Origin of the sequence: Oligoflexus sp. (assembly GCF_035712445.1) — a bacterium.
Taxonomy (GTDB): Bacteria; Bdellovibrionota_B; Oligoflexia; order Oligoflexales; family Oligoflexaceae; genus Oligoflexus.
On sequence record NZ_DASTAT010000025.1, the window covers coordinates 14940 to 34356 of the forward strand.

19 protein-coding genes are annotated in these 19417 nt (G+C 54.4%); 9 read left to right on the forward strand and 10 right to left on the reverse strand.

Annotation, left to right across the window (positions count from 1 at the left end):
• Positions 1 to 174 precede the first annotated feature (174 nt).
• The 4 genes from VFO10_RS04900 (at position 175) to VFO10_RS04915 (ending at position 5701) form a co-directional block, all read left to right on the forward strand.
• Positions 175 to 1482 (forward strand): hypothetical protein, encoded by a 1308-nt coding sequence (locus VFO10_RS04900; protein WP_325137639.1) that lies wholly within the window; start codon positions 175 to 177, stop codon positions 1480 to 1482.
• A 13-nt stretch (positions 1483 to 1495) separates the two neighbouring features.
• Entirely contained in the window at positions 1496 to 3265 is a 1770-nt protein-coding gene (locus VFO10_RS04905; protein WP_325137641.1) for a hypothetical protein, read from the forward strand.
• Between the two features lie 119 nt (positions 3266 to 3384).
• Positions 3385 to 4818: a hypothetical protein gene (locus tag VFO10_RS04910; RefSeq protein WP_325137643.1), complete on the forward strand. Its 1434-nt coding sequence runs from the start codon at positions 3385 to 3387 to the stop codon at positions 4816 to 4818.
• Positions 4819 to 4861: 43 nt separating this feature from the next.
• A complete protein-coding gene (locus VFO10_RS04915) occupies positions 4862 to 5701 on the forward strand; it encodes a sterol desaturase family protein (RefSeq protein ID WP_325137645.1) in 840 nt (279 codons plus the stop codon).
• 30 nt (positions 5702 to 5731) lie between these two features.
• Here the strand turns inward: VFO10_RS04915 and VFO10_RS04920 are convergent, their stop codons facing one another.
• The 3 genes from VFO10_RS04920 to VFO10_RS04930 all read right to left on the reverse strand — a co-directional run bounded on the left by VFO10_RS04920 (position 5732) and on the right by VFO10_RS04930 (position 6944).
• On the reverse strand, positions 5732 to 5968 hold the full coding sequence (locus VFO10_RS04920) for a hypothetical protein (protein WP_325137647.1): 237 nt from the start codon (positions 5966 to 5968) through the stop codon (positions 5732 to 5734).
• A 76-nt stretch (positions 5969 to 6044) separates the two neighbouring features.
• A complete protein-coding gene (locus tag VFO10_RS04925) occupies positions 6045 to 6272 on the reverse strand; it encodes a hypothetical protein (protein ID WP_325137649.1) in 228 nt (75 codons plus the stop codon).
• A gap of 87 nt (positions 6273 to 6359) precedes the next feature.
• Entirely contained in the window at positions 6360 to 6944 is a 585-nt protein-coding gene (locus VFO10_RS04930) for a DUF6607 family protein (protein ID WP_325137651.1), read from the reverse strand.
• Positions 6945 to 7047: 103 nt separating this feature from the next.
• Here VFO10_RS04930 and VFO10_RS04935 point away from each other — a divergent pair, with 103 nt between their 5' ends.
• Complete coding sequence (locus tag VFO10_RS04935) at positions 7048 to 7194, forward strand: hypothetical protein (protein ID WP_325137653.1); 147 nt, start codon at positions 7048 to 7050, stop codon at positions 7192 to 7194.
• Positions 7195 to 7261: 67 nt separating this feature from the next.
• On the opposite strand, the gene VFO10_RS04940 is transcribed toward VFO10_RS04935, so the two are convergent.
• The 5 genes from VFO10_RS04940 to VFO10_RS04960 all read right to left on the reverse strand — a co-directional run bounded on the left by VFO10_RS04940 (position 7262) and on the right by VFO10_RS04960 (position 10774).
• The gene (locus VFO10_RS04940) at positions 7262 to 7936 is read right to left on the reverse strand and encodes a hypothetical protein (protein WP_325137655.1); all 675 of its coding nucleotides are present in this window, start codon (positions 7934 to 7936) and stop codon (positions 7262 to 7264) included.
• A gap of 10 nt (positions 7937 to 7946) precedes the next feature.
• Positions 7947 to 8573 (reverse strand): hypothetical protein, encoded by a 627-nt coding sequence (locus VFO10_RS04945; RefSeq protein ID WP_325137657.1) that lies wholly within the window; start codon positions 8571 to 8573, stop codon positions 7947 to 7949.
• Between the two features lie 155 nt (positions 8574 to 8728).
• Positions 8729 to 9553, reverse strand: a complete 825-nt coding sequence (locus VFO10_RS04950) for a PRC-barrel domain-containing protein (protein WP_325137659.1) — start codon at positions 9551 to 9553, stop codon at positions 8729 to 8731.
• A 17-nt stretch (positions 9554 to 9570) separates the two neighbouring features.
• Complete coding sequence (locus VFO10_RS04955) at positions 9571 to 10203, reverse strand: superoxide dismutase family protein (RefSeq protein WP_325137661.1); 633 nt, start codon at positions 10201 to 10203, stop codon at positions 9571 to 9573.
• 130 nt (positions 10204 to 10333) lie between these two features.
• On the reverse strand, positions 10334 to 10774 hold the full coding sequence (locus VFO10_RS04960) for an Rrf2 family transcriptional regulator (protein WP_325137663.1): 441 nt from the start codon (positions 10772 to 10774) through the stop codon (positions 10334 to 10336).
• A 100-nt stretch (positions 10775 to 10874) separates the two neighbouring features.
• Here VFO10_RS04960 and VFO10_RS04965 point away from each other — a divergent pair, with 100 nt between their 5' ends.
• The 4 genes from VFO10_RS04965 (at position 10875) to VFO10_RS04980 (ending at position 16409) form a co-directional block, all read left to right on the forward strand.
• Entirely contained in the window at positions 10875 to 11246 is a 372-nt protein-coding gene (locus VFO10_RS04965) for a group 1 truncated hemoglobin (RefSeq protein ID WP_325137665.1), read from the forward strand.
• An 8-nt stretch (positions 11247 to 11254) separates the two neighbouring features.
• Positions 11255 to 12229 (forward strand): 2Fe-2S iron-sulfur cluster-binding protein, encoded by a 975-nt coding sequence (locus VFO10_RS04970; protein ID WP_325137666.1) that lies wholly within the window; start codon positions 11255 to 11257, stop codon positions 12227 to 12229.
• 142 nt (positions 12230 to 12371) lie between these two features.
• On the forward strand, positions 12372 to 15263 hold the full coding sequence (locus VFO10_RS04975; RefSeq protein WP_325137668.1) for a 7TM diverse intracellular signaling domain-containing protein: 2892 nt from the start codon (positions 12372 to 12374) through the stop codon (positions 15261 to 15263).
• Between the two features lie 108 nt (positions 15264 to 15371).
• Entirely contained in the window at positions 15372 to 16409 is a 1038-nt protein-coding gene (locus VFO10_RS04980; protein ID WP_325137669.1) for a leucine-rich repeat domain-containing protein, read from the forward strand.
• An 88-nt stretch (positions 16410 to 16497) separates the two neighbouring features.
• Here VFO10_RS04980 and VFO10_RS04985 read toward each other — a convergent pair whose 3' ends face one another.
• Together VFO10_RS04985 and VFO10_RS04990 are read right to left on the reverse strand one after the other, a co-directional pair.
• Positions 16498 to 18612: a phospholipase D-like domain-containing protein gene (locus VFO10_RS04985; RefSeq protein ID WP_325137671.1), complete on the reverse strand. Its 2115-nt coding sequence runs from the start codon at positions 18610 to 18612 to the stop codon at positions 16498 to 16500.
• Between the two features lie 176 nt (positions 18613 to 18788).
• Positions 18789 to 19172 (reverse strand): hypothetical protein, encoded by a 384-nt coding sequence (locus tag VFO10_RS04990; RefSeq protein WP_325137673.1) that lies wholly within the window; start codon positions 19170 to 19172, stop codon positions 18789 to 18791.
• Positions 19173 to 19417 lie beyond the last annotated feature (245 nt).

Genomic DNA, 19417 nt, shown 5'->3' on the forward strand with positions numbered 1-19417 from the left:
TATGCTCCGCGCTCCCTGGATACGTCCAGGGAGTTTTTTTGCCTTCATCATTGACCATACAGCCAACAAATAATTCAAAGTCTTTTGCAAGAGCCTGACTGGAGTGATTTTGCCGTCTCGCAGCGGATTTTTCTGTTGCTAGACTAAGAGCGCAGTCATAAAGAGGTGGGGTTCATGCGCAGGCTTCGTTGTCTTCCGTTTTTTATTCTGATCATAAGCTGCGGTTTTGATCAAAGGACGAGCCGGCTCGCAGCAGGTCGTGAAGCCAGGTATCTTCTTGCGACCCCTGAAAATCTTTCCGATGGGTTTTGGAACGCCATCAAAAATCCTGCACTCCCGCAGGACTTTCTTCTGCAAAGGCAGGCAGGCTGGGACTTCTGGGCAGAAATGCTCCGCCCCTTGCATGCGGCATCCCACCCTAATTTTTTGGTCTGGCAGAGCTGGTATGGACGCGAGGACCTGCAGCGCATCTTTCGGCATCTTTACGAAAATCTTGGACCCGCCGGCCGCCGTGAACGTCGCGAACTATCCCCGACTGTCATTCAGGACGGCATCCGCTGGAACGATGAGCTGCAGTTTCATGATGCGGGTTGGGATGCAAGGCGCTTTGAAGAATGGTTCGCGCGTTATGATACGGACGAAAAGAAGCGCTCCATCCCTGGCATGCAGAAGATCCTTTTCAACCAGACCGCCCTCACTTTTCTTTTGCAGAATTATGAGCGTCTTGAAATTTGTCAAAAAGAACGGCAAAGGCAAGGAACCTGCGAAGACCTTCACTGGCCGGAGCGGGCGGTCTTTTTGAAGACGGCCTGGCGGCGGAGCGAGCAGGGCTTTCTGGTCGAGCGATTTCCCACCGCTGTGGATGATCTGCGGCAGCAGTGGCAGGAGCCCCAGTGGACAGCCGGTGAACGGTACGAGCCCGCAGCGGACGAATCGTTCGCAGTGCGTCTGCCGTCCGGGCAAAAATTTCATCTTACGGGTTTACACGCGTCCTTGCGTCTTGAGGCGAATTGGTATTGGACTTCCCTTTGGCTTGGCCCGAAGGGCGCGGACGATTTCGCCAGCGATCAGGGTGATCGTTTGAATGCTTCATGGAAGCCGTATCGACTCTGCAGCGTGTACGGCTGGTCAGAGCCTTTGCGTGAGCAGACGATGGATGATCACTGGCCGCAGCCCCTTGCCAAGGTCGCCCAGCTGATGGTGGATCAAAAATTATTCAATTGGTGCAGCAATCCCTATCTGGAGCCTGGACCTAACAATCACAAGACGAACTGCATCGGCTGCCATCAGTATGCCGGCCTGAATTGGACCCAGCAGGATTTTCGGCAGCGCCTGACCGATGACTTCACGAGCCTGGTTCAACGCAATTCTGTTCATGGTCCCGCGGATTTTGTCTGGTCGCTTTACGCCGGCCCGGAGCCCCTGATTCAGCCCCTGATGGACGATATCGAATTTTTCGATGTTTACGATCCTTATCAATAACAGGAGTCTTGTCATGAAAATGGTCTCTCTCGCTTTTGGGGTGCTTGGCACCTTCCTGCTTTCGGCCGGACCGCTTCAGGCTCAGGATGGATTTGAACGCGCGCAGAAGGTGGCGGGCATACTCGGCATCGGCCGTGATGGTGCCTGCAGCTCATGCCACGCGATGAATTCCGAGCAGACCATGCGGCGCTGGGCGCGCAGTTACTATCGGGTGGAGCAGCTCTGTCTCGATGATCAGGCTCTGACGCCGAAGGAAAGACTCTACTGCCTTGCGGATCAGCCCGTGGATCAGGAGCTGAATATCAAAGCCTCCAAACTGGGTTTCTGGAGCGCGGGCCTGCATCTGGGCACCATGAACACGATCATGCACGATGCGCTGGGTTCCGAAGGCGCCCAGGCGCTGCAGGATAAATTGCGTCAGAGCACTATGATGCCGCTGCGCGCCCCCACACTCCTGACCGAAGCCGACTTCGGACTGGTGCAGGAATGGGTGTCGCAGGGCATGCCTTACCTGAATGAACTGCTGTCGCCTTACCAGGGTCCAACCCAATGTGAATCCATGCTGGCTCCTGGAATGAAGGATCATTTGATTCAGATGAAGAACTGGGGCTGGAAGAAGCGCAACGAAGATCGCGGAATGCTGATGTTTGCCTGCTGCAGCGATCAGAGATCCTGCTTCCGTCAGCAGCGCAATGGCCAGGACATATTCCCCGATGTGGGTGCCATCCCGGAATTTGCAGCCTGGAAAGCGGATTCCAGCGCTGAATTCCGCCTACTGACGGAAGTGGGTCAGGATACGGATTACTGGATTCGTTCATCCGCTGATGGCCGTTTCATTGCCTATGGTGGTTCACCGAGCGGCGTGGTTGATCTGCAAAGTCTTCTGACCCAGGGCGATCTTCGCCGAATTTCCGTGGACGCCTTTTATGATCCGGCTTTTTTTCCTGATGATTCCGCGTTTGTGTTTCAAGGCTATGGCACAGGCATCTGTTCAACCAGTCTTTTGAAAAATCCTTTGACCACGTCGATCGACTTTTCGGAAGATGCGTGCACTGCGGGTGATGATGTCAGGATTCCTTTGTACCAGGCCGTAGGCGCAAGTCTGGATGGGGCCGACTACCTGGCGGCGACTGGTGATTTCCGCAGTGATGATGGCAGCGGTGGGGTTCCGTATCGGGTTGCAGATGGGCGTTCCAAATTGCTGCTGCAGCCTTTGGAATTCGATGGCTCCCGCTGGAGCCGCGGCGAAGCCCAGAGTTTTGATACGCCCTGGGAAAAGGATTGGGGCCTTGCACCTTCGAATCAGCTTCTTTTGAGTCGCCTGGAAGGGCGCGTGGATAATGAGCTGAGGCATATCGGTTATCAGCTTTATCAGCTGCGGAAGGATGTGAGCAATCCCGAAGCTCCCAGCTATGGCAAGGACCTTGTCGGTCGCCTCTGTTTCGATGGTTTGAAAGTCGGCTTCTCGTTCGATGATCGCTTCATTGCGAGCTATGGCTATATCAAGCCCGATCAGTATGCGCTGCTCGGTTATGCAAGCGCCGATGATCCTGAATTTCAATCCCGTTTGAATGCAGGCACGGCCAATGTTTTCCTGTTTGATCTGTGGACGCAGAAGCTGCATGTCGTCACGCACATGGGCCCAGGACAGTACGCGCTCTTCCCTCACTTCCGTTCAGACGGTTGGATGTATTTCATGGTTTATGATCAAAATAGTGGCAAACGCCGCTTTGTGACTGTGAACAATGCCATTCTCCTTCAGGAACAAGCACCTCTGCCTTGAACACAGGCATTCCAGGTCCGATCCCGGACCTGGGCATTTTCATCCCGTTGATAAGCATGAATCGTAGCCGATGGGGGAGACCTTGATGAACTCTTGTCACTTATGAGAGCGAGGTCTTAATGAAACATTTACAAAGGCTTTGGGCGTTTGCTTCGATCCTTGCGCTGCCTTATGCCCCCAGCTTCGCGGCGACTCTGGACTGTCTCACGGGAGAGCCAACAGCCGAAGAGATTCAAAGCTGGCGTCAGGATGCAGCGCTGCAGCTGGAGCAGGGATTGATCACCGAGCGTGGTCTTGCGACGCAGATTCGAACCTGCTTTGGCGCGCAGGTCCCGGTCTGCCTGCAGAAGATGAATGACTATGTGACTCGTAATGATACGGCGCCTGCATCCATGGATAGCCCTGTCCGTTCCTCGGCCGCGAAACAGCCTCCCTCGGAACTTTTTCTGAATGGTACGGCCAATTTCGAATACAAAATTCCCGAGGACATCGAGGAACGCGCGGCCACACTCGGCTGGCCCGCTGTTCGTTATAAAAGTCGGCATTCTGGAGGATTTGATCGTGATACCTCGTCCCTGCTCATGATCCATGTGCCGGGTGATCGCGTGAATCCGCCGGTGAATTATGATCGCTGGCTTAACTTTGCGCTTCCCGAAGATCCTGAAGACCAGGCCATGAATCCGACTCCGGCTTCGCCTCTACCGTCTGCGGCGGACTATGCTGCCGAAGGTCGCGGTGAAGTCTCTCTTCCCAAAGTTTTCACCATGGTGTCCCTGGATCGGCGTCTGGATAATAAGCCGGCTCAGGTTTATTTCCAGCGCTTTCTGCGCAACGGGCGCGGCAGCATAGCGTTTAAACCCGAAGGCAATTCCGATCCGAAACGCTGCATCAGCTGTCATCCCAATGGTCTGAGGGCCATCAGTCCGCTTGGATATCATGTGCGAAAGGATGAAAATATGATGAACGAGGAAGCCTGGAAAACCGTGCAGGTGATCAATGAAGCCATGGTGAAGGCGGCAGGGCAGAAAACGGTGAGCTGGCGTGATGCTCCTGTGAGTGCCTCGTCCACACAGCGCAAAAATCTTTTGAATCCCTCTGCCCATGGCCCAGGCGTTGGACCTTTGGCTCCTTTGAACGGTCGCAGCCGCACTGTGGAATTTATCAATCAGTGTGCGCAGCGCCGCCGCTCGATTGACCTGCGTGATATCTTTGGACGTGCACCCGGCCGCGGCAATGTCTATCGCCTTTCGAGCCGTCCCCAGATTGATGCTGCCAAGGTTTTGCGCTTTATGAGCTGCGGCGGCTGTCATGGCAATGCCTCCCGCGCACCCCTGAACACCCTGACGGATTGGGCTCAGATCGACTTTAAAATTCTGGTCGATCAGTCGATGCCGCTCGGTGCCCATAGAAATCCCCTGGAGTCGAACACAGGGAATGTTCAGGATGCTCTGAACGCGGACGAGCGTATCGCCCTGGCCAACTGTCTGCAGGCGGAATTCGAGCTGGAAGTGCAGGAAAAAACCGCCTGGCTGACGCAAGGGACGTGTCAGTGAGTTTGGGAATGGGATAAGATAAGGCTTTATCCCAGAGAGGACGATGATGGAGAATATTTTTCATCCGTTGATAAATCTTTCGTCTCCGTTTTGTCCTCTTTATCTTCTGCCTACGGTCGGGTTCGCTGTTCTCTGGCTTCGCCATTCTCAAAGCTGGACGTTTCAAGAGGCGGTCGATTACCTTTGGCAACAAGGTCGCGAGAACAGGCGCTTCATCGGCAGGGATGGACTGTGGGCTCTCTTTCAGATGCTTTGCCTCAGAGTGCCTTTGGCCGCCTGGCATTTGGCACTCTTTCAATGGGCTTATGAAGCGACCTTGGGGCTTTCTCCAGGCGCCGGCTGGGGTTTTGCCTTGGATCACGTGTGGGAAGCTTTGCTGGGAACCGTCCTGACCATGCTGGCCATTGATTTCGCCGCCTATGCCATGCATCGTGCTCTGCATGATCTGCCCGGACTCTGGTGGATTCATAGGCTCCATCACGCCACCGAGTTTCTGACTCCTTTTTCCACTCTGCGGCAGAACCCGCTGGAGCCTCTTCTTTTGAGTGGTGCGCGGGGTTTGGCCGCAGGCGTGATGTTGGGCGTTTTGCACCTTCTTCTGCCGAATGAAACACCGATCTGGACTATTGCTGGAATGGGGCCGGGATTTTTTCTTTATATGTTTACCGTCAATCTTCATCACGCACCGCTGCCGATTCGCTATCCCAAGGCCCTGCGCATGATTTTGATCAGCCCTCATATCCACCACATCCATCACAGCAAGGCACCGGAGCATCACGGGAAAAATTTTGGAGTGATTTTTTCGTTCTGGGATCGGTGGCTGGGAACCTATTGGGATCAGGAGGTGGGCCTTGGAGAATTGCAGTTCGGAATCGAGGCGTGATGCCGAACCCGAAAGTTCGGCTTTGCATCATTACCAGGCGCCGCCCATGCCGGATTCCTGCTTTTCCTCGTGAGCTGCTTTTGCTTTCTCCCACACGCCGCCCTGGGCCGTGCAGTCCTTTTCCTTTTCCTTCGGTTTCTTGCCTTTGACTTTGACTTCGGCGCCATCTTTCATGCAGACCCGCTTGGCTTTTGCAGCGGCGGGATTGGCAACGGAAAGACCTGCAATGCAAACGAACAGAGCAGCGACATAGGACGCGATTCTCATAGAGACCCTCTTAGGGTTGGATGATTGGGGACGTAGGAAAATGCTAGCAAATGACGGGACGAGGGACCACAGTTTCTTAAAAAATCCAGGGCAGGTGGCCGTCGTCGGGGACGGTGGAATCGTCGGTGTGCATCGTCGTTGTGCGGCAGGTCTCCTGCGGCGGACCATGAACACGGCCGCAGGTCTTGCAGGGTTTACGCCGCCGGAGCAGAAGCAGCCGGCCGGCCGAAGCCTGAGTGATCCTGGGCTTTTTTGCTGACTCGGGCGCCGGCTGCGAGGATTCTGATGTGTGTCTATTGGACATGCAAACCCCAAAGGAGATCGTTCGACACGAACAGAACGCGGCTCATGGAATTTTGCTGCATCGTCCTTGGGGTGCTGTCCTCGTCCCTTAGCGTCGGCTCCGAGCCTGGCAGGATGCGGCGTCGGTCCGGTCGTATTGATTCCAGCCCAGTTCCACAGCGAAGAGCGATCCATCTGCCATGCGCTTGTCATTCTTCTGCATGTGAATCCAACGCTTGGGATTGAACTTCAGTGTGTTCTCGCGATCGAGCGTCTCATAGGGTTGATTCTGATCGCGGCGCGGCTTCGGAGCCTTGGGAGCCTCGCAGCGCCAGCTGTTGTCCACGAGCATGCCGCTGCACTGGTAACGGAAATCTTCGAAGGGGCCGTAAACGGTTTGTTCCCAAACTTCATTGGCCGCATCTTTCAAACGCCATTCTTCCCGCCAGTGAATTTGCTCGCTGCCTTCGATGACGAGATAGCGTCGCAGATGCCAGACAGCATCGGCCTGACTTAAATCCGCGCGTTCCAGGACGGGTTGATAGAAGGCATCATGATCACCGTTCTCCACGAAGTTAAAGCGAACCGAAAAACAGCCCGCCATATTCTGGATGAAGGATGGAGCCGTGTCGGCAGCGGCCCAGGTGCTCATTCCCAAAAGATAGCCAAGCAGTCCCAACTTGATAAGGCGCATTTTTTCATCACTCCTGCTGAACATGTGGAGACTCATCATAGCAGAATGCAAAATAAAGAAACGAAGGAAAATTACCTGGCCCACTCTGCGGATTATCGCGGGAATGAAGAAAGCGGAAGGTGGATTCACGCAAGGCGTATCCGATGATGAGACGAACAGGCAGCGTCTGCTGGTTTTGTCATCAGAGGCTTCACGGACGGTGAGTCGTTCACAGATTCGCCTGAACCTGATGGCCTCTTCGCGGACGTGAAACCTGGGATCGAACCCTGGAGCCAGGGTCGATCGCGATCGAGGATAGAGCGGGCCCTCAGTGACGTCTATTCACTGGGTGTCGTGGCGCTGGGATCGAAGGGGTCGATAGTATCGGTAGGATCGATGCCGGTAATTTCCGCGATGCACGAGACAGCGCCTGTCATGATCACCTGCGTGTCTCCGCTTTGCGCGGCCTGTTTGAAGATGGCCTCATTCTGCACGGCATAGTCGGCAATGCAGGCCATCAGATCATAAAAAAGACAAACGCTTTGATTCAGAATGCCGGTTTCGCCGTCCATAAAAGAACCTTGGAAGGCTTCCTTGATGTCATCCTTTTGCGCCTGGCTCAAAGGCGTGCCGCTCAGCTGCTCCCATGCTGCGAAGTATCGGGCGAAGGCATTGCTCGCGCTGCAGGATGTGGAGGTGAATTCAAAGCTTTGATAGGTGAATCCACCCGTGGCGCCATAGGTCTCATTGATGAATGCAGCTGCGCGCGCGGGCACGGCCAAGGGAACCGCAGGCCAAAAGCCAGCGGAAGGAAAGGTGCCGGCGCTGAACCCTCCACCACCGGATGAGCCGCCACTGGCACCGACGAGCTGAGTCTTCTGAGCAAAACGCAGGGAACTCATGCGCAAGGCTTCCTGGGAAACCTGAAGGTCCTTGCCATGGGATCCGCGGCAGCTCATTGTATTCAAGCCTGCGACAGCCAGAAGGCCGAGCAGGCACGAGTATTTCCGCATGCGTGGGACCTCAGTAATAGAAATTGACGGCTAATTTCCCGGTTCCGGTTGCATAGGCGCTCTTGCCATCGGGAAGGGTATTGAAGCCAAAGCCGCCTTCACCGGATACCGAAAAATCCTTCAGCAGAACAAACTCAAGGCCAAGTCCACCGGCAAGACCAAAAAGAGTATCGTCCTTACCTTTATTCGCGGCGCCTCCGTTCTTGCCAAGGCTCAGCTGACCAAAACCATAAAGATGGAGACGATCCTTCTGCGCGAAGTAGCTCATGTATTTGCCGGCCAGGCCAAACGATGAGGTCTCTGCAGCCGAGTCACCGCCCAACAGCAGATAAGCGCCGACAGCGGTATTGGGAGCGGTAAAATACTTGGCTCCGACATAGCCTGCGCCCATGGGGCTATTGCCATCGGGAAAACCAAAGCTGAAGCCATAGCGGCCTTCGGACAGATCAAGGCCGTCACCACTCATATGCGTCGAAGGCGGATTATGATGCATCATGGGTGCTGGTTCAACAGGAGCAGGAGGCGGAGGTGGCGGTGCAGGAATTTTAGGCTTTTTTGCGCCTGTCGGGGTCTGAGCTGCTGCCAGGGATGCACTCAACACGAGGGTTGAAATCGAAGCCGAAAAAGTCCAACGCAAGGGATGCCTCCTTCAGGTATACCATTTTTTGTTCGATCATGTGCTGGTCATGGTACCTTTGATTGCTTGCGCGGATCAAGCGGGATTGCATCATAATGAAGGGGAGACGAAGGCCGCGTGAACGTCATGTATCCACGCGGCGCTTTCCAGGAAGTTTAAAACTGAGGATGGGCATCAGCGCAGGGATGCGCAGGATGGCTTCTGTCTCTATCCGCGTTCACGCCGCGGTAATAATCGGAAAGTTGGATCTGGTATTTCTCGTCGACAGCATGATGCTTGTCATATGCGGGTGAGTTTTTCACCTGATCACGGGTCATGCCGACCACGATTTGCCGTTCAGGCCAATCGACTTTTTGAATCAACGCGCGATCGATGACGACAAGGCCGCCTGGCCACCAAAGGCGGGTATCAGCGATCAGATGCGTGATGCGCCAGGATTCAGGTTCCAGCAAAAGATCCTCGACCTGGCCGATATCGCCATCGCTCGCATGAAGTCCATAATTCTTCAAATCCACGAAACTGCGAAGATTCGGTTCGCCGTGACTCTGCTCTTCAAATTCCTTCTCGAACTGCGATGAAGCGGGACCACCATTGGGAGCCGAGGCATCACGCGGGAAACTGTAGGTCTTCGACCAGGGAAAAAGTCCCGTGGGCGCCATCCAGTAGGGTGACCAACCATAGTACTGGCTCAACTGGATTTCGCTCATGCGGGACAGAGGCTGGCCCTGCTCCGCCGCGGGGCTGTTTTCAATCTGCATTTGCGAAAGTCGAGTGACCATGGCGCCGCGCGCCTCATCAAACGCGACCAGCGATTCGGAGCCGATCAGAACATCGCGGCCTGTCAGCCAACCCCCGGTATCCACCACGAGGTACCGCAAGGTCCAGCTGGAATCATCAAAGTAAAGATCCTTGATGCGACCAACCACTCCATCCGTCGCTTCCACTTTTTGATTCAGTATCGAATCCGCCCGGTAAAGCATGAGTTACCCTTTCTTTCTTATTTTTGCGGCTGTTTTTTGGCGTCAGTTTGCGATGGGCCCTGAGCTGTGACCCCTTGAATGACTCCGCAGGCGATACGATCACCGGCTGCTCCGGCTGGCTGCGATTTTTCATCATCAACTTTCGCATGGACCACCACAGCCTTGCCGATGATGCTGTTCCAATCGGTAAAGCCATTGACATTGGGAACATCCAAAGTGAGATAGCCGACGCCATCTCCTTTCACTGTGATATTGCCCAAATCGCCCACGTGGCGAGCTTGAGCCGTGGGGCCCGCGTGAGGCGCGCCCGTGGGATTGAAGTGCCCACCTGCGGAGGAAGCATCGGCAGCGCTGCAATCGCCTTTCTCATGAATATGAATGCCGTGCTTGCCAGGTGTGCCACCTGTGATGGAGGCAATCACCTGCACAGCATTTTGCACGCGGCTAAAAATCACGGTTCCCGATAGTTTTGATCCGCTTTTCGGAGCCAATGTGGCTTCAGCAAAAGTGACTCCTTGCTTCAGGTCCGAGGCCATTTTTGCTTCGGTCCTTTGCTCGGCGTTCTGTTTGAGATCGCGGGTATTTTGGGTCTGAGCCCAGGCTGGGGCAGTGACGAGGGTCAGGGCAAGTACGCAGAATTCTTTCTTCATGATTCCGTCTCCTGAAAAGAAAAAGGCCAGATAAGTGGGACCGGATGGGTCCTATCTTTATATAGCCGAGTCTTTTTGCAGAAAACAGTGTTGCAAATATGTGATGAGGATGCGGGATATTTCCTGCAGGTCAGGCGGGCGTTGCTCCGAGCGATTGACGCAAAGCCTCATGATTCTGGGCGACCGAGGCCAGGGTCACGCTATCAAGCGTTTGCAGAAAAGCATCGCGGGCTTTGAAGAGCGCCGGCTGAAGGCCACAGATTCCGGTGATCGGACAGGTGTTCGATGTGCTGCTGAAGCATTCGACAACTTCGAAGTGAGGCTCCATGCGGCGGATGACTTCACCCATGGAAATCAATTCCGGATCACGGCCGAGGCGCAGGCCTCCGTTGCGGCCGCGTGTCGTCGCAATAAACCCAAGCTGTCCCAAACGATGCACGACCTTGACGAGATGATTTTCAGAAATTTTAAAAGCACGCGCAATCTCTTCGATGGACGAGCGCGGAGCGTCACGGGCGGCCAGATATATAAGGACGCGACAGGCGTAATCTGCATGCAGTGAGAGTTGCACAGGTTTCGAAGCTCCCTTTTCTTTTTAGGGTTGCCAACTTAGGATCTAAAGATATATTACGGTTACACCTTATTCAATCTCAAAATGGAGTTTAACATTTATGACAACGCTTTATCAAAAACTTGGTGGTCAGGGCGCTGTTGACGCCGTCGTCGAAACGTTTTATCGCCGGGTTTTGACGGATGAACGCGTGATGGATTTTTTCGATGATATCGATATGGATGAGCAGATCACCAAGCAGAAAGCATTTCTGACCATGGTGTTTGGCGGCCCTGTGGCTTATAGCGGAAAAGATATGCGCGATGGTCATCGCCATCTTGTGGCCCGCGGTCTGAATGATCAGCATGTCGATGCCGTGGTTGAACTTCTTGCGGCCTCGCTTGCCGAGCACGGCGTGAATGCCGACGACATTGAAGAGGTGGCCAAGATCGCGAACAGCGTTCGCAATGATGTTTTGAATCGCCCCAATTGAGTAACGCGATGAACTTTCATATTCAGTATCAGGGACGCACGGTGCCCTTGAATCAAGGTGAAACCGTCCTGGAGGCTTTGGAAAGAACAGGGATTGACGTCCCATCTTCATGTCGGGCAGGGGCCTGTCAGACCTGTATGATGCGGGCCACGGAAGGTTCGGTGCCGCATGCGGCGCAGGCGGGGCTGAAAGAGACTCTGAAAAAAAGTGGACACTTTTTATCCTGCATCTGTCGCCCGGCTCAAAATCTGGTCTGCGAACCCGCGCATACTGCGGATTTTCGCGGGCCTGTGACGATCCAGGAGATCAGGCCACTCGGACCGGATGTGGTGCTCGTTCAGTTAAGCCGTCCTCCGAATTTTGATTTCAATCCGGGACAGTTTGTGACTCTGCGTCGCGCCGATGCTGTTTCACGCAGCTACTCGATCGCTTCCCAGCGGGCGGCGCTGGATACGCTGGACATTCATGTCCGCCGTGTGCCCCAGGGACAGCTGAGCGGTTGGTTTCATCAGGAGGCGAGGCCTGGTGATGAACTCTGGCTCGAAGGGCCCAAGGGAGACTGCTTCTATTATCCGGGCAATCCTGAGGAACCCCTGCTTTTGATCGGAACAGGCACCGGGATGGCTCCGCTTTTTGCGGTAGCCCTGGACGCCTGTCAGCAGGGGCATACCGGGCCCATCTCCATTTATCATGGAGCGCTTTCCGCAGACCGTTTCTATCTGGTTGAAGAACTGCAGGAACTGACCCGCGCGTTTCCGCAGATTAGCTATGTGCGCTGCGTTCTGAAAGGCCCGGCCGAGTCCGGCATTCAGGTGGGTGAATTGAAGGATATCGTTCTGTCTGGACTCACTGATCCCAAACAGAAGCGGGTCTATCTTTGCGGGGATCCGGGGCTGGTCCGAATTCTGAAGAAACAGATTTTCCTGGCTGGAGTCAGCATGAATCGCTTGCATGCGGATCCTTTTGTCGGCACGGGTGCCTGACGACAGGGCGCTCGAAATTTTCTCGACATTGTTCCGGCTTTTTATGTTCTGCCAAACAAGATCGATTTTTGCGCCCGGCTTTTCTCAGCTCCTCAACCTGTGCAGCCGATACGTAAAGGCTGAGCAAGATGAGGAAAGCCCTATGATTCTGCATGTTTTTATGTGCTTTATGGCCTTCGCGATGACCCTGTCCCTGGAGGCCAATCCGAGGCGTCCTGTGACCCAAGGCGTTTTGGATTTAACCGATTGGGATGCGAAGCAGCATCCGGTGATCCCGATGGGCGGCGAATGGGAATTCTATTGGTCGCAGCTTTTGGAGCCTCAGGATTTTGCGAGCGGAAGACCGAGCGGCCTTGAATATCTGGGAGTGCCCGGGGGTTGGTATCGGCATTCCGAGCATCCGGAAAAAGGCTACGCAACGTATCGACTGCATGTGAAGTTGAAAGAACCGCAGGAGATCGCCTTTGCCTGGCCTCCTTTCTGGTCGGCCTCGAAACTCTTTGTGGATGGCGAGCTGATCGCCACGAACGGTCGTGTGGGTCCGAGCGATGATCCCAAGCATTACGAACCAGGTGTCCGTTCCGGCCGTCAGGTGTTTACGCCGCGCTCCGCGGAATTTGATATCGTGGTGCAGACGGCCAGTTTTGAATTCTTTGTCACGGGCATCGCTGCGACGCCCCACATGGGAACTCTGGAAGGCCTTACGCAGCTGCGGGAACGTGAAATCTTCGTCGATCTTTTTCTGATCGGCAGTCTCATGATCATGGCCATCTATCATTTCTGCCTCTATGCCTTGCGAACCCAAGCGCGCTCGACGCTTTGTTTTGGAATGATCTGCCTCTCGTCCTCTTTCTATATGTTTGCCGCCTCCAGCCGTTCCCTTTTGGTTATGTTTCCTGAGCTTTCCTTCCGCACACAGATTGTACTGTTCAACTCCTGGATTGCGGGCATGCCGTTTTTCGCTTACTTCACCTATGAACTCTTTCCCAAATTCTTCTCAAAACGCATGGTTTATTTCGCTGCTTTGACGGCCTTTCCCTTCTACACGTTCATCCACCTCACCGAGCCGCGAACTTTTGTGGATCTGACCGTCTTCATGCAGCTCGTCGCGATGACGATAGGCGTCTATTCCGTCTATGCCGTAACCCGCGCAGTCCGGGCCCATGCCGAAGGCTCTCTGCTCTTTTTAAGCGGCACAGCGATCTTCGTCACCGCATCGTTCCATGACATTGCGCTCGCCAGCGGCCGCTTCACCTTTGAATCGTATCCTATGGGCAGCGTGGGCATGTTCTCCTTCATCTGCTTTCAATCCATCCTCCTGGCTCGGCGCTTTTCCCATGCCTTTGTCCGGGTTGAAGTTTCAGAAATGGAAATTCGCAAACTTTCCGATGATTTGCGGGTGGAGCGCGATCATGTTGTCTCGATGAATGCCAATCTGGAAAACATCGTGGACGAGAAGACCCGTGATATCCGTTCGATCATGGCCCATATTCAGCTGGGCATCTTCGCGATAACCCGCGATGGGTTCCGCATCCATAAGGACTACTCGCAGCATCTGAAGCAGCTCTTCGAACGGGAGGAGCTTGCCGACGCGGATGCCTGCACCGTGCTCTTCGAAGGCGTGAATCTGAGTTCGGATGAAGTCAGCCAGGCTGTGAATGCTCTCGCGGCCTCGCTGGGTGAAACTTTGCTGGCTTATGAAATGAATGCGCATTGCCTGCCGCGCGAGATCAAAAGGCGCCGGGCGGATGGCCAGGATCGTACCCTGGATCTTTCGTGGAACCCGATTGCCAATGACGAGGATGTCATTGAGAAGATACTGGTCACCGTGCGGGACGTGACGGAACTGCGGGCCCTGGAGGAAGAGGCTCATGATCGCAAAGAGGAGCTGCAGTTCATCGGCGAACTGATCAACGTCACGCCGGAAGCGTTCCGGCGCTTCATTCAGAGCTGTCATGATTTCATCTATGAAAACAGAAAGCTCCTCAATTCGCAGAGCCTTTATCAAAAGGATCTTGAGGTGCTGAAGGTCCTCTTCATCAACATGCATACCATGAAAGGGGCCGCGCGTTCCCTTTACTTTAAGAAGATGACTCGCATCTTCCATGATGTGGAGCAGTATTATGCGCTGCTGCAGCGCGATCCGCAGACCCGCTGGGATATCGAGAAGATGAAGCGGGATCTCGATGAAGTCGAGCACATCGTGAATACCTACGCCGAAATCAATAAGGATAAGCTCGGCCGCAAATCCGGGGATGAAAGGGATATAGAACTGACGGAAGGCCAGGTCATCAGTCTCTATCGGAATCTTTCGTTCTTTGAAGCTGATTACAGAGAGCTTGTTCGGGCCAAGGATGCCAGCGTTTTGAGCCAAATGAAAAATTCCCTCTTTCCTTTGATCTTCACTCCGGCGGAAAGCGTTCTGATCGAGATTTGCCAGTGCGTCAGCACCTTGGCCAAGGATTTGGAGAAGGCGAGGCCGGTGGTCCGCATCCAGGCGGAAAACTTTTTCATGACAAGGCGCGGCGAAGATCTTTTGCGCCGCGTTTTCGTGCATATCCTGCGGAACTCGATGGATCATGGGATTGAAAAGCCCGATGTGCGCAAAGGCAAAGGCAAAGGCAAAGGCAAGCTTGAAGCCGGCCTTATCACGATTACGATGGAAAAGCTTTCGGACGTCGTCGTCCTCCGTTATCAGGACGATGGACGCGGGCTTGATATCGAAGCCATCCGCAGCCGGGCCAGAAGCCAGAAATTGAGCGAGTATCATGATCAACTGTCGCTGCAGGACGCGGCCGAACTGATTTTCTGCTCGGGTCTCTCCACGGCCACCAAGGTTGGGGATATTTCGGGCCGTGGCGTGGGCATGGATGCCGTCCGCAAATACTTGCGCAAGGAACATGGTGACATCGAACTGCAATTGATCGATCCGCGCTCCGTGACAGGAGGGTACTATCCCTTCCTTTTCGTTATGCGACTGCCCCTGGATCTTTTTGCATCGGCCGAGGCGATCCCGGTGGAGGAGGCAGCGTGAGAAAAGACCCAGACAGCGCGCAGCGTTAGCACGAAAATTTAACTCATCTCGTTGCGGATTTTGACCGATAGGGAAGCAAATGGCAACGCGGACCTAAGGGGTAAATTTATGAAATCGTTAGTAATATTTTTGGCTGCCTGCGGGATTTTAACCGCCTGTAAGGATGATTCTTCCCAAAAAAGCGAAGAGCAGGGGCCCACGGCCGCTGCGGAATCGACCCCGGTGGTAGAGGATACTTCGCAAAGCGATTTCAGTCGCTACTGTCGCGAAGAGGTCGAGAAGGGTGCGGGCAGCGAGATCAGCGTTTATACCAAGCTTTTCAACGCCCGAAACTGCACCGAGCTGGAGCTGAACCTGCAAAAACAGGCTCAACCTTATCTAGCCAAGAAAGATATTAGCGATCTGAAGCCCCTCAGCTTTTTTACTCATTTCACCTCACTTGATTTGGCTGATAACAGGATCACGGATCTGAGTGCTCTGAGTGCCATGAAGAAACTCGATCGCGTCGACATCTCGGGAAACCCTGTCAGCAGCCTCGCCCCCCTGGGTGGGTTGACTCAACTGCGGACGCTTAACGCCAATGCCATCAAGGCCACCGACTGGAGCAGCGTCGCGCCTCTGACCGCCCTTACGACTCTTTGGGTCAAAGGCAATGCGCTGACGGATATCAGCTTTGTTTCCGGTATGAAGGCCCTGCAGGATCTTCGACTTTCTGAAAACAGCATCAGCGATCTGAGCGCTCTTTCCGGGCTGACCAAGGTCACGATGCTCGAAATCAAAAAGAACAGGATCACCGCGCTGACGCCTCTGGGTTCCATGGTGGAGATGCGGGAGCTTCTTTTGAACGACAATCAGATTACGTCGCTCGCACCGCTTACGACCATGACCGGACTTGTCACGCTGGAAGCCCGCAACAATCAGATCGCGGACCTTTCCCCGGCGCTCAGTCTGACCAAACTCAGCTATCTTTTGGTTTCCGGTAACCAGATCAGCACCGTAGCCCCCGTGAAGGATATCAAGGTGGTTTCCGAGATCGACCTTGCGAACAATCCTTTGGGAACGAGCGTGGCAAAAACAGCAGCCAATTGTCCCGCCGATGCGACTACCAATATTTATATTCGTGAATTTTGCACGGCTACACCCTGAGCTTGGGCTTCGTCACAAGCGAAAGGCGGAGTTTAGTCTTCGCCTCTTCATCACAAGCGAAAGGCGGAGTTTAGTCTTCGCCTCTTCGTTATAGGCTCCCATAATTTGCAAAGCGTTGGCTTGACCAACGGAAAATATAAGAGATGAACATGAGAAGGATAAGCAGGGGACCGGCGCTGGACCAGCTGGGGTCGATGAACAGCTGAATGACGGAGCGCTGGAACAGGGCGAGCATCACGCAGCCTGGTATCATGCCGATGAGTGTGAGCAGAAGAAAACGAAGAAAGGGCACTCCAGCGGCACCAGCGGCCGCATTCACCAGCATATGCGGGGCAATGGGCATCGTCTGCAGCAGGCAAAGTGCAGCAAGGTCGCCCTTTTCCAGAGCTTTATGCAGGGCGGGAAAAAAAACACGACCAAGAGTCCGACCACCTGCATAGGCCACGGATACAAAGATGATCACAGCGACAACGATATAGGGCAAAGCCTCCAAACTTGGAAAAAAGCCAGCGGCCAACAGAATAAGCAGATTGATCGGGGCAAAAACAAGATAGGCAAGCAGATAAAGGAGAGGGATCAGCAGCAGCCCCGAGAACTGAATGGTCATGCCATGCCAGGGGCTTTCCTGCAGCGGCTGCACCATCCACACATGGGACGCGGCAATGCTGACAGCGGCGAGTCCCGTCATGACAAAGGTCAGAACCCGCGACGGAATTTTCAAAGGTCGCTGAATCGCTTCGAGCGTCCGCCCCCAACGGTCCAAAGCCAGTTCCATAGAGGTCGGCTGATCCATATCGAGCCACTGCGCATCCACCCAGGGAATGAAGTCTTCAGGCGCAAGGCGAATCTTGAAATCGGCCAGATGCTTATAGGGCGAAATCATACGCAGACTTTCAATCAGCGGCGTCAGGGAAGCAGCGTGTTCGAATTTTCGCAGCGCATAGTCCACCCTGTCATTGGCATAGTGGGCTATGATGAAGGCAACGGCCTGCCGAATGCTTGCCTGAAGATGAGGCCGATCACGGGCATCAATCGTTACGTTGCATTCGGTATCGAGTCCCATCGAGCGGTTATTGAGATTGGCCGAACCCAAAGTCAGAAAGCAGTCATCCACCACCATCAGCTTGCTGTGCACGGTCACGTACTTATAGATGGGCAGCAGTTCACGGTCGAAGGGATAAAGGATCCTCAGCTTTCCCTTGTGATCGTGATTCGTCATCTCCGTCAGCGCCAGGGCCTGCAGGTGGGTCATGGTTTTTTTTTCGAGCCAGGGTCCGAGGCGCTCGGGAAGTATGATGAAAATATCCGGGGGCATGGGACGCGACAGCACGCCGCAGAGGACCTCCACAAGGTGTCGTGAAGTCAGGTACTGCGTTTCAATGAAGACGTATTTTTCAGCGCTTCGTAAAAGGTCCTTATAGAGTTCCGCAATCTCAAGCGTCGCCCGCGCCTTGCGAAAACCAGGATCGGTGACCGAGATGCTGACGGGAGTATTCCGGAACGTGGCAATGGCGTCGCGCCCGTCCAATTCTATCGGGGCCATCCCGATACTCGCATCGACGGGTCGCAGCTTCTCTTGCGTCAGCTTCCTCCAACGTTCACGAAAAAGCCAGGCGAGTTGCACGGCCGCAGGACCGGAGAGCCCCAGCTGCGTATCATGATAGGGCTGATAGGAGTGTCCTTCTGGATCCTTGCGCAAAGGATCCAGAGCCCTATGTCGGCAGCTATCCCAGCGGCGTATGGTCAGATCAATGCCGCCCACGAAAGCCAGCTGATCATCCACGACCACAACTTTTTGATGATGCGATCCCCCCAGCGGATGACGGGAGTCGGCTCGAAAATGAAGACGGGGATGAGTCCATCCGGTGAACTTGAAATTCTGCAGCCTCTCCCGCTCCATGATGTAAAGCGGAGCCGGTCGCCAGGTCAGCAGATGAATATGAAGCTCAGGCGTCTTTTGCAGAATTCTTTGTAGAAACGCCAGCAGAGTCCAGTCCTGATGGGAATCTTCCGGCCGGGGCCGCAGCTGGGTCTGGGTATGCAGGTCCCAGCCCAGGATATAGATCGAATGCCTGGCTTGCGCGCAGGCGTGAATGAAAGCATGGAAATAGGCTTCGCCATCACAGTAGAGGCAGCAGTCATTGCCCTGACTGGAGGATGAGGAGTTTTTTTCAGTCCAAAATGAATCTTGCCGAGCCGTCATTTGGTATTTATCCGTGAGCACATGAGTTGATCAAAGTCATTCTCATGCAAGACTCAATCCTTAAAGGGCTGCTGCAGGACGCCTCATGGGTACCTGGCGTAGTCCGCTGGGCAGAGCGCGCTCACCCCGGCCTGACCCCTTCATGATAGGCAGTATCCTTGTTCACCAGCCAAGGTTCACAGAGCGTTTGACCTCGTGCAATATTCGCGACACAGAGCATTGCGGTCATCATCGGCATGACCCTGGTTGTTATATTTATGCATTCCATTCCGTCCCACCAGGTGCAGGCTCGGGTAGGATGGAGCGATTGCCGTCCGCAGCGTGTCCACATGCCGGGCATACTCATCATCCCAAACAAGAAGCATTCCAGCCCATAGATAGCGCAGCTGCTGTGCCGCAGCCGAGGAAATCACCTCATCGACCATGAGGACCTGTTGTGTTCCATCAACACCCTCATGAATCAATTTCCAGCCACCGTCCCAGGATTCCAGACTCTTCATGGTTTGCCCCATTCGAAAGGATTCGATCAAGGTTTTGATCACAGCCCCTTTCTCTTCCATCCCCTGGTTTTCCCGGTCTTTGAAGGAGGAGAGGACGCGGAATCCCGCCGCATTTGCAAAGCAGGCAAGCGGCTGTGAGGCCCGCAGGTCCGGTCCACATTACCGATGAGCTTTCGTGTCTTGAGCGTGCGGTACGTTTCAAGTGTGTTTGAGAGGGCGCTGCATGAAAGCCTCTGCAAGAAACTAAGCAGCATCCTGTAGGCCTGAATTTTTGTGCCTTGCAATCAAAGCGGTCCTCTCTCAAA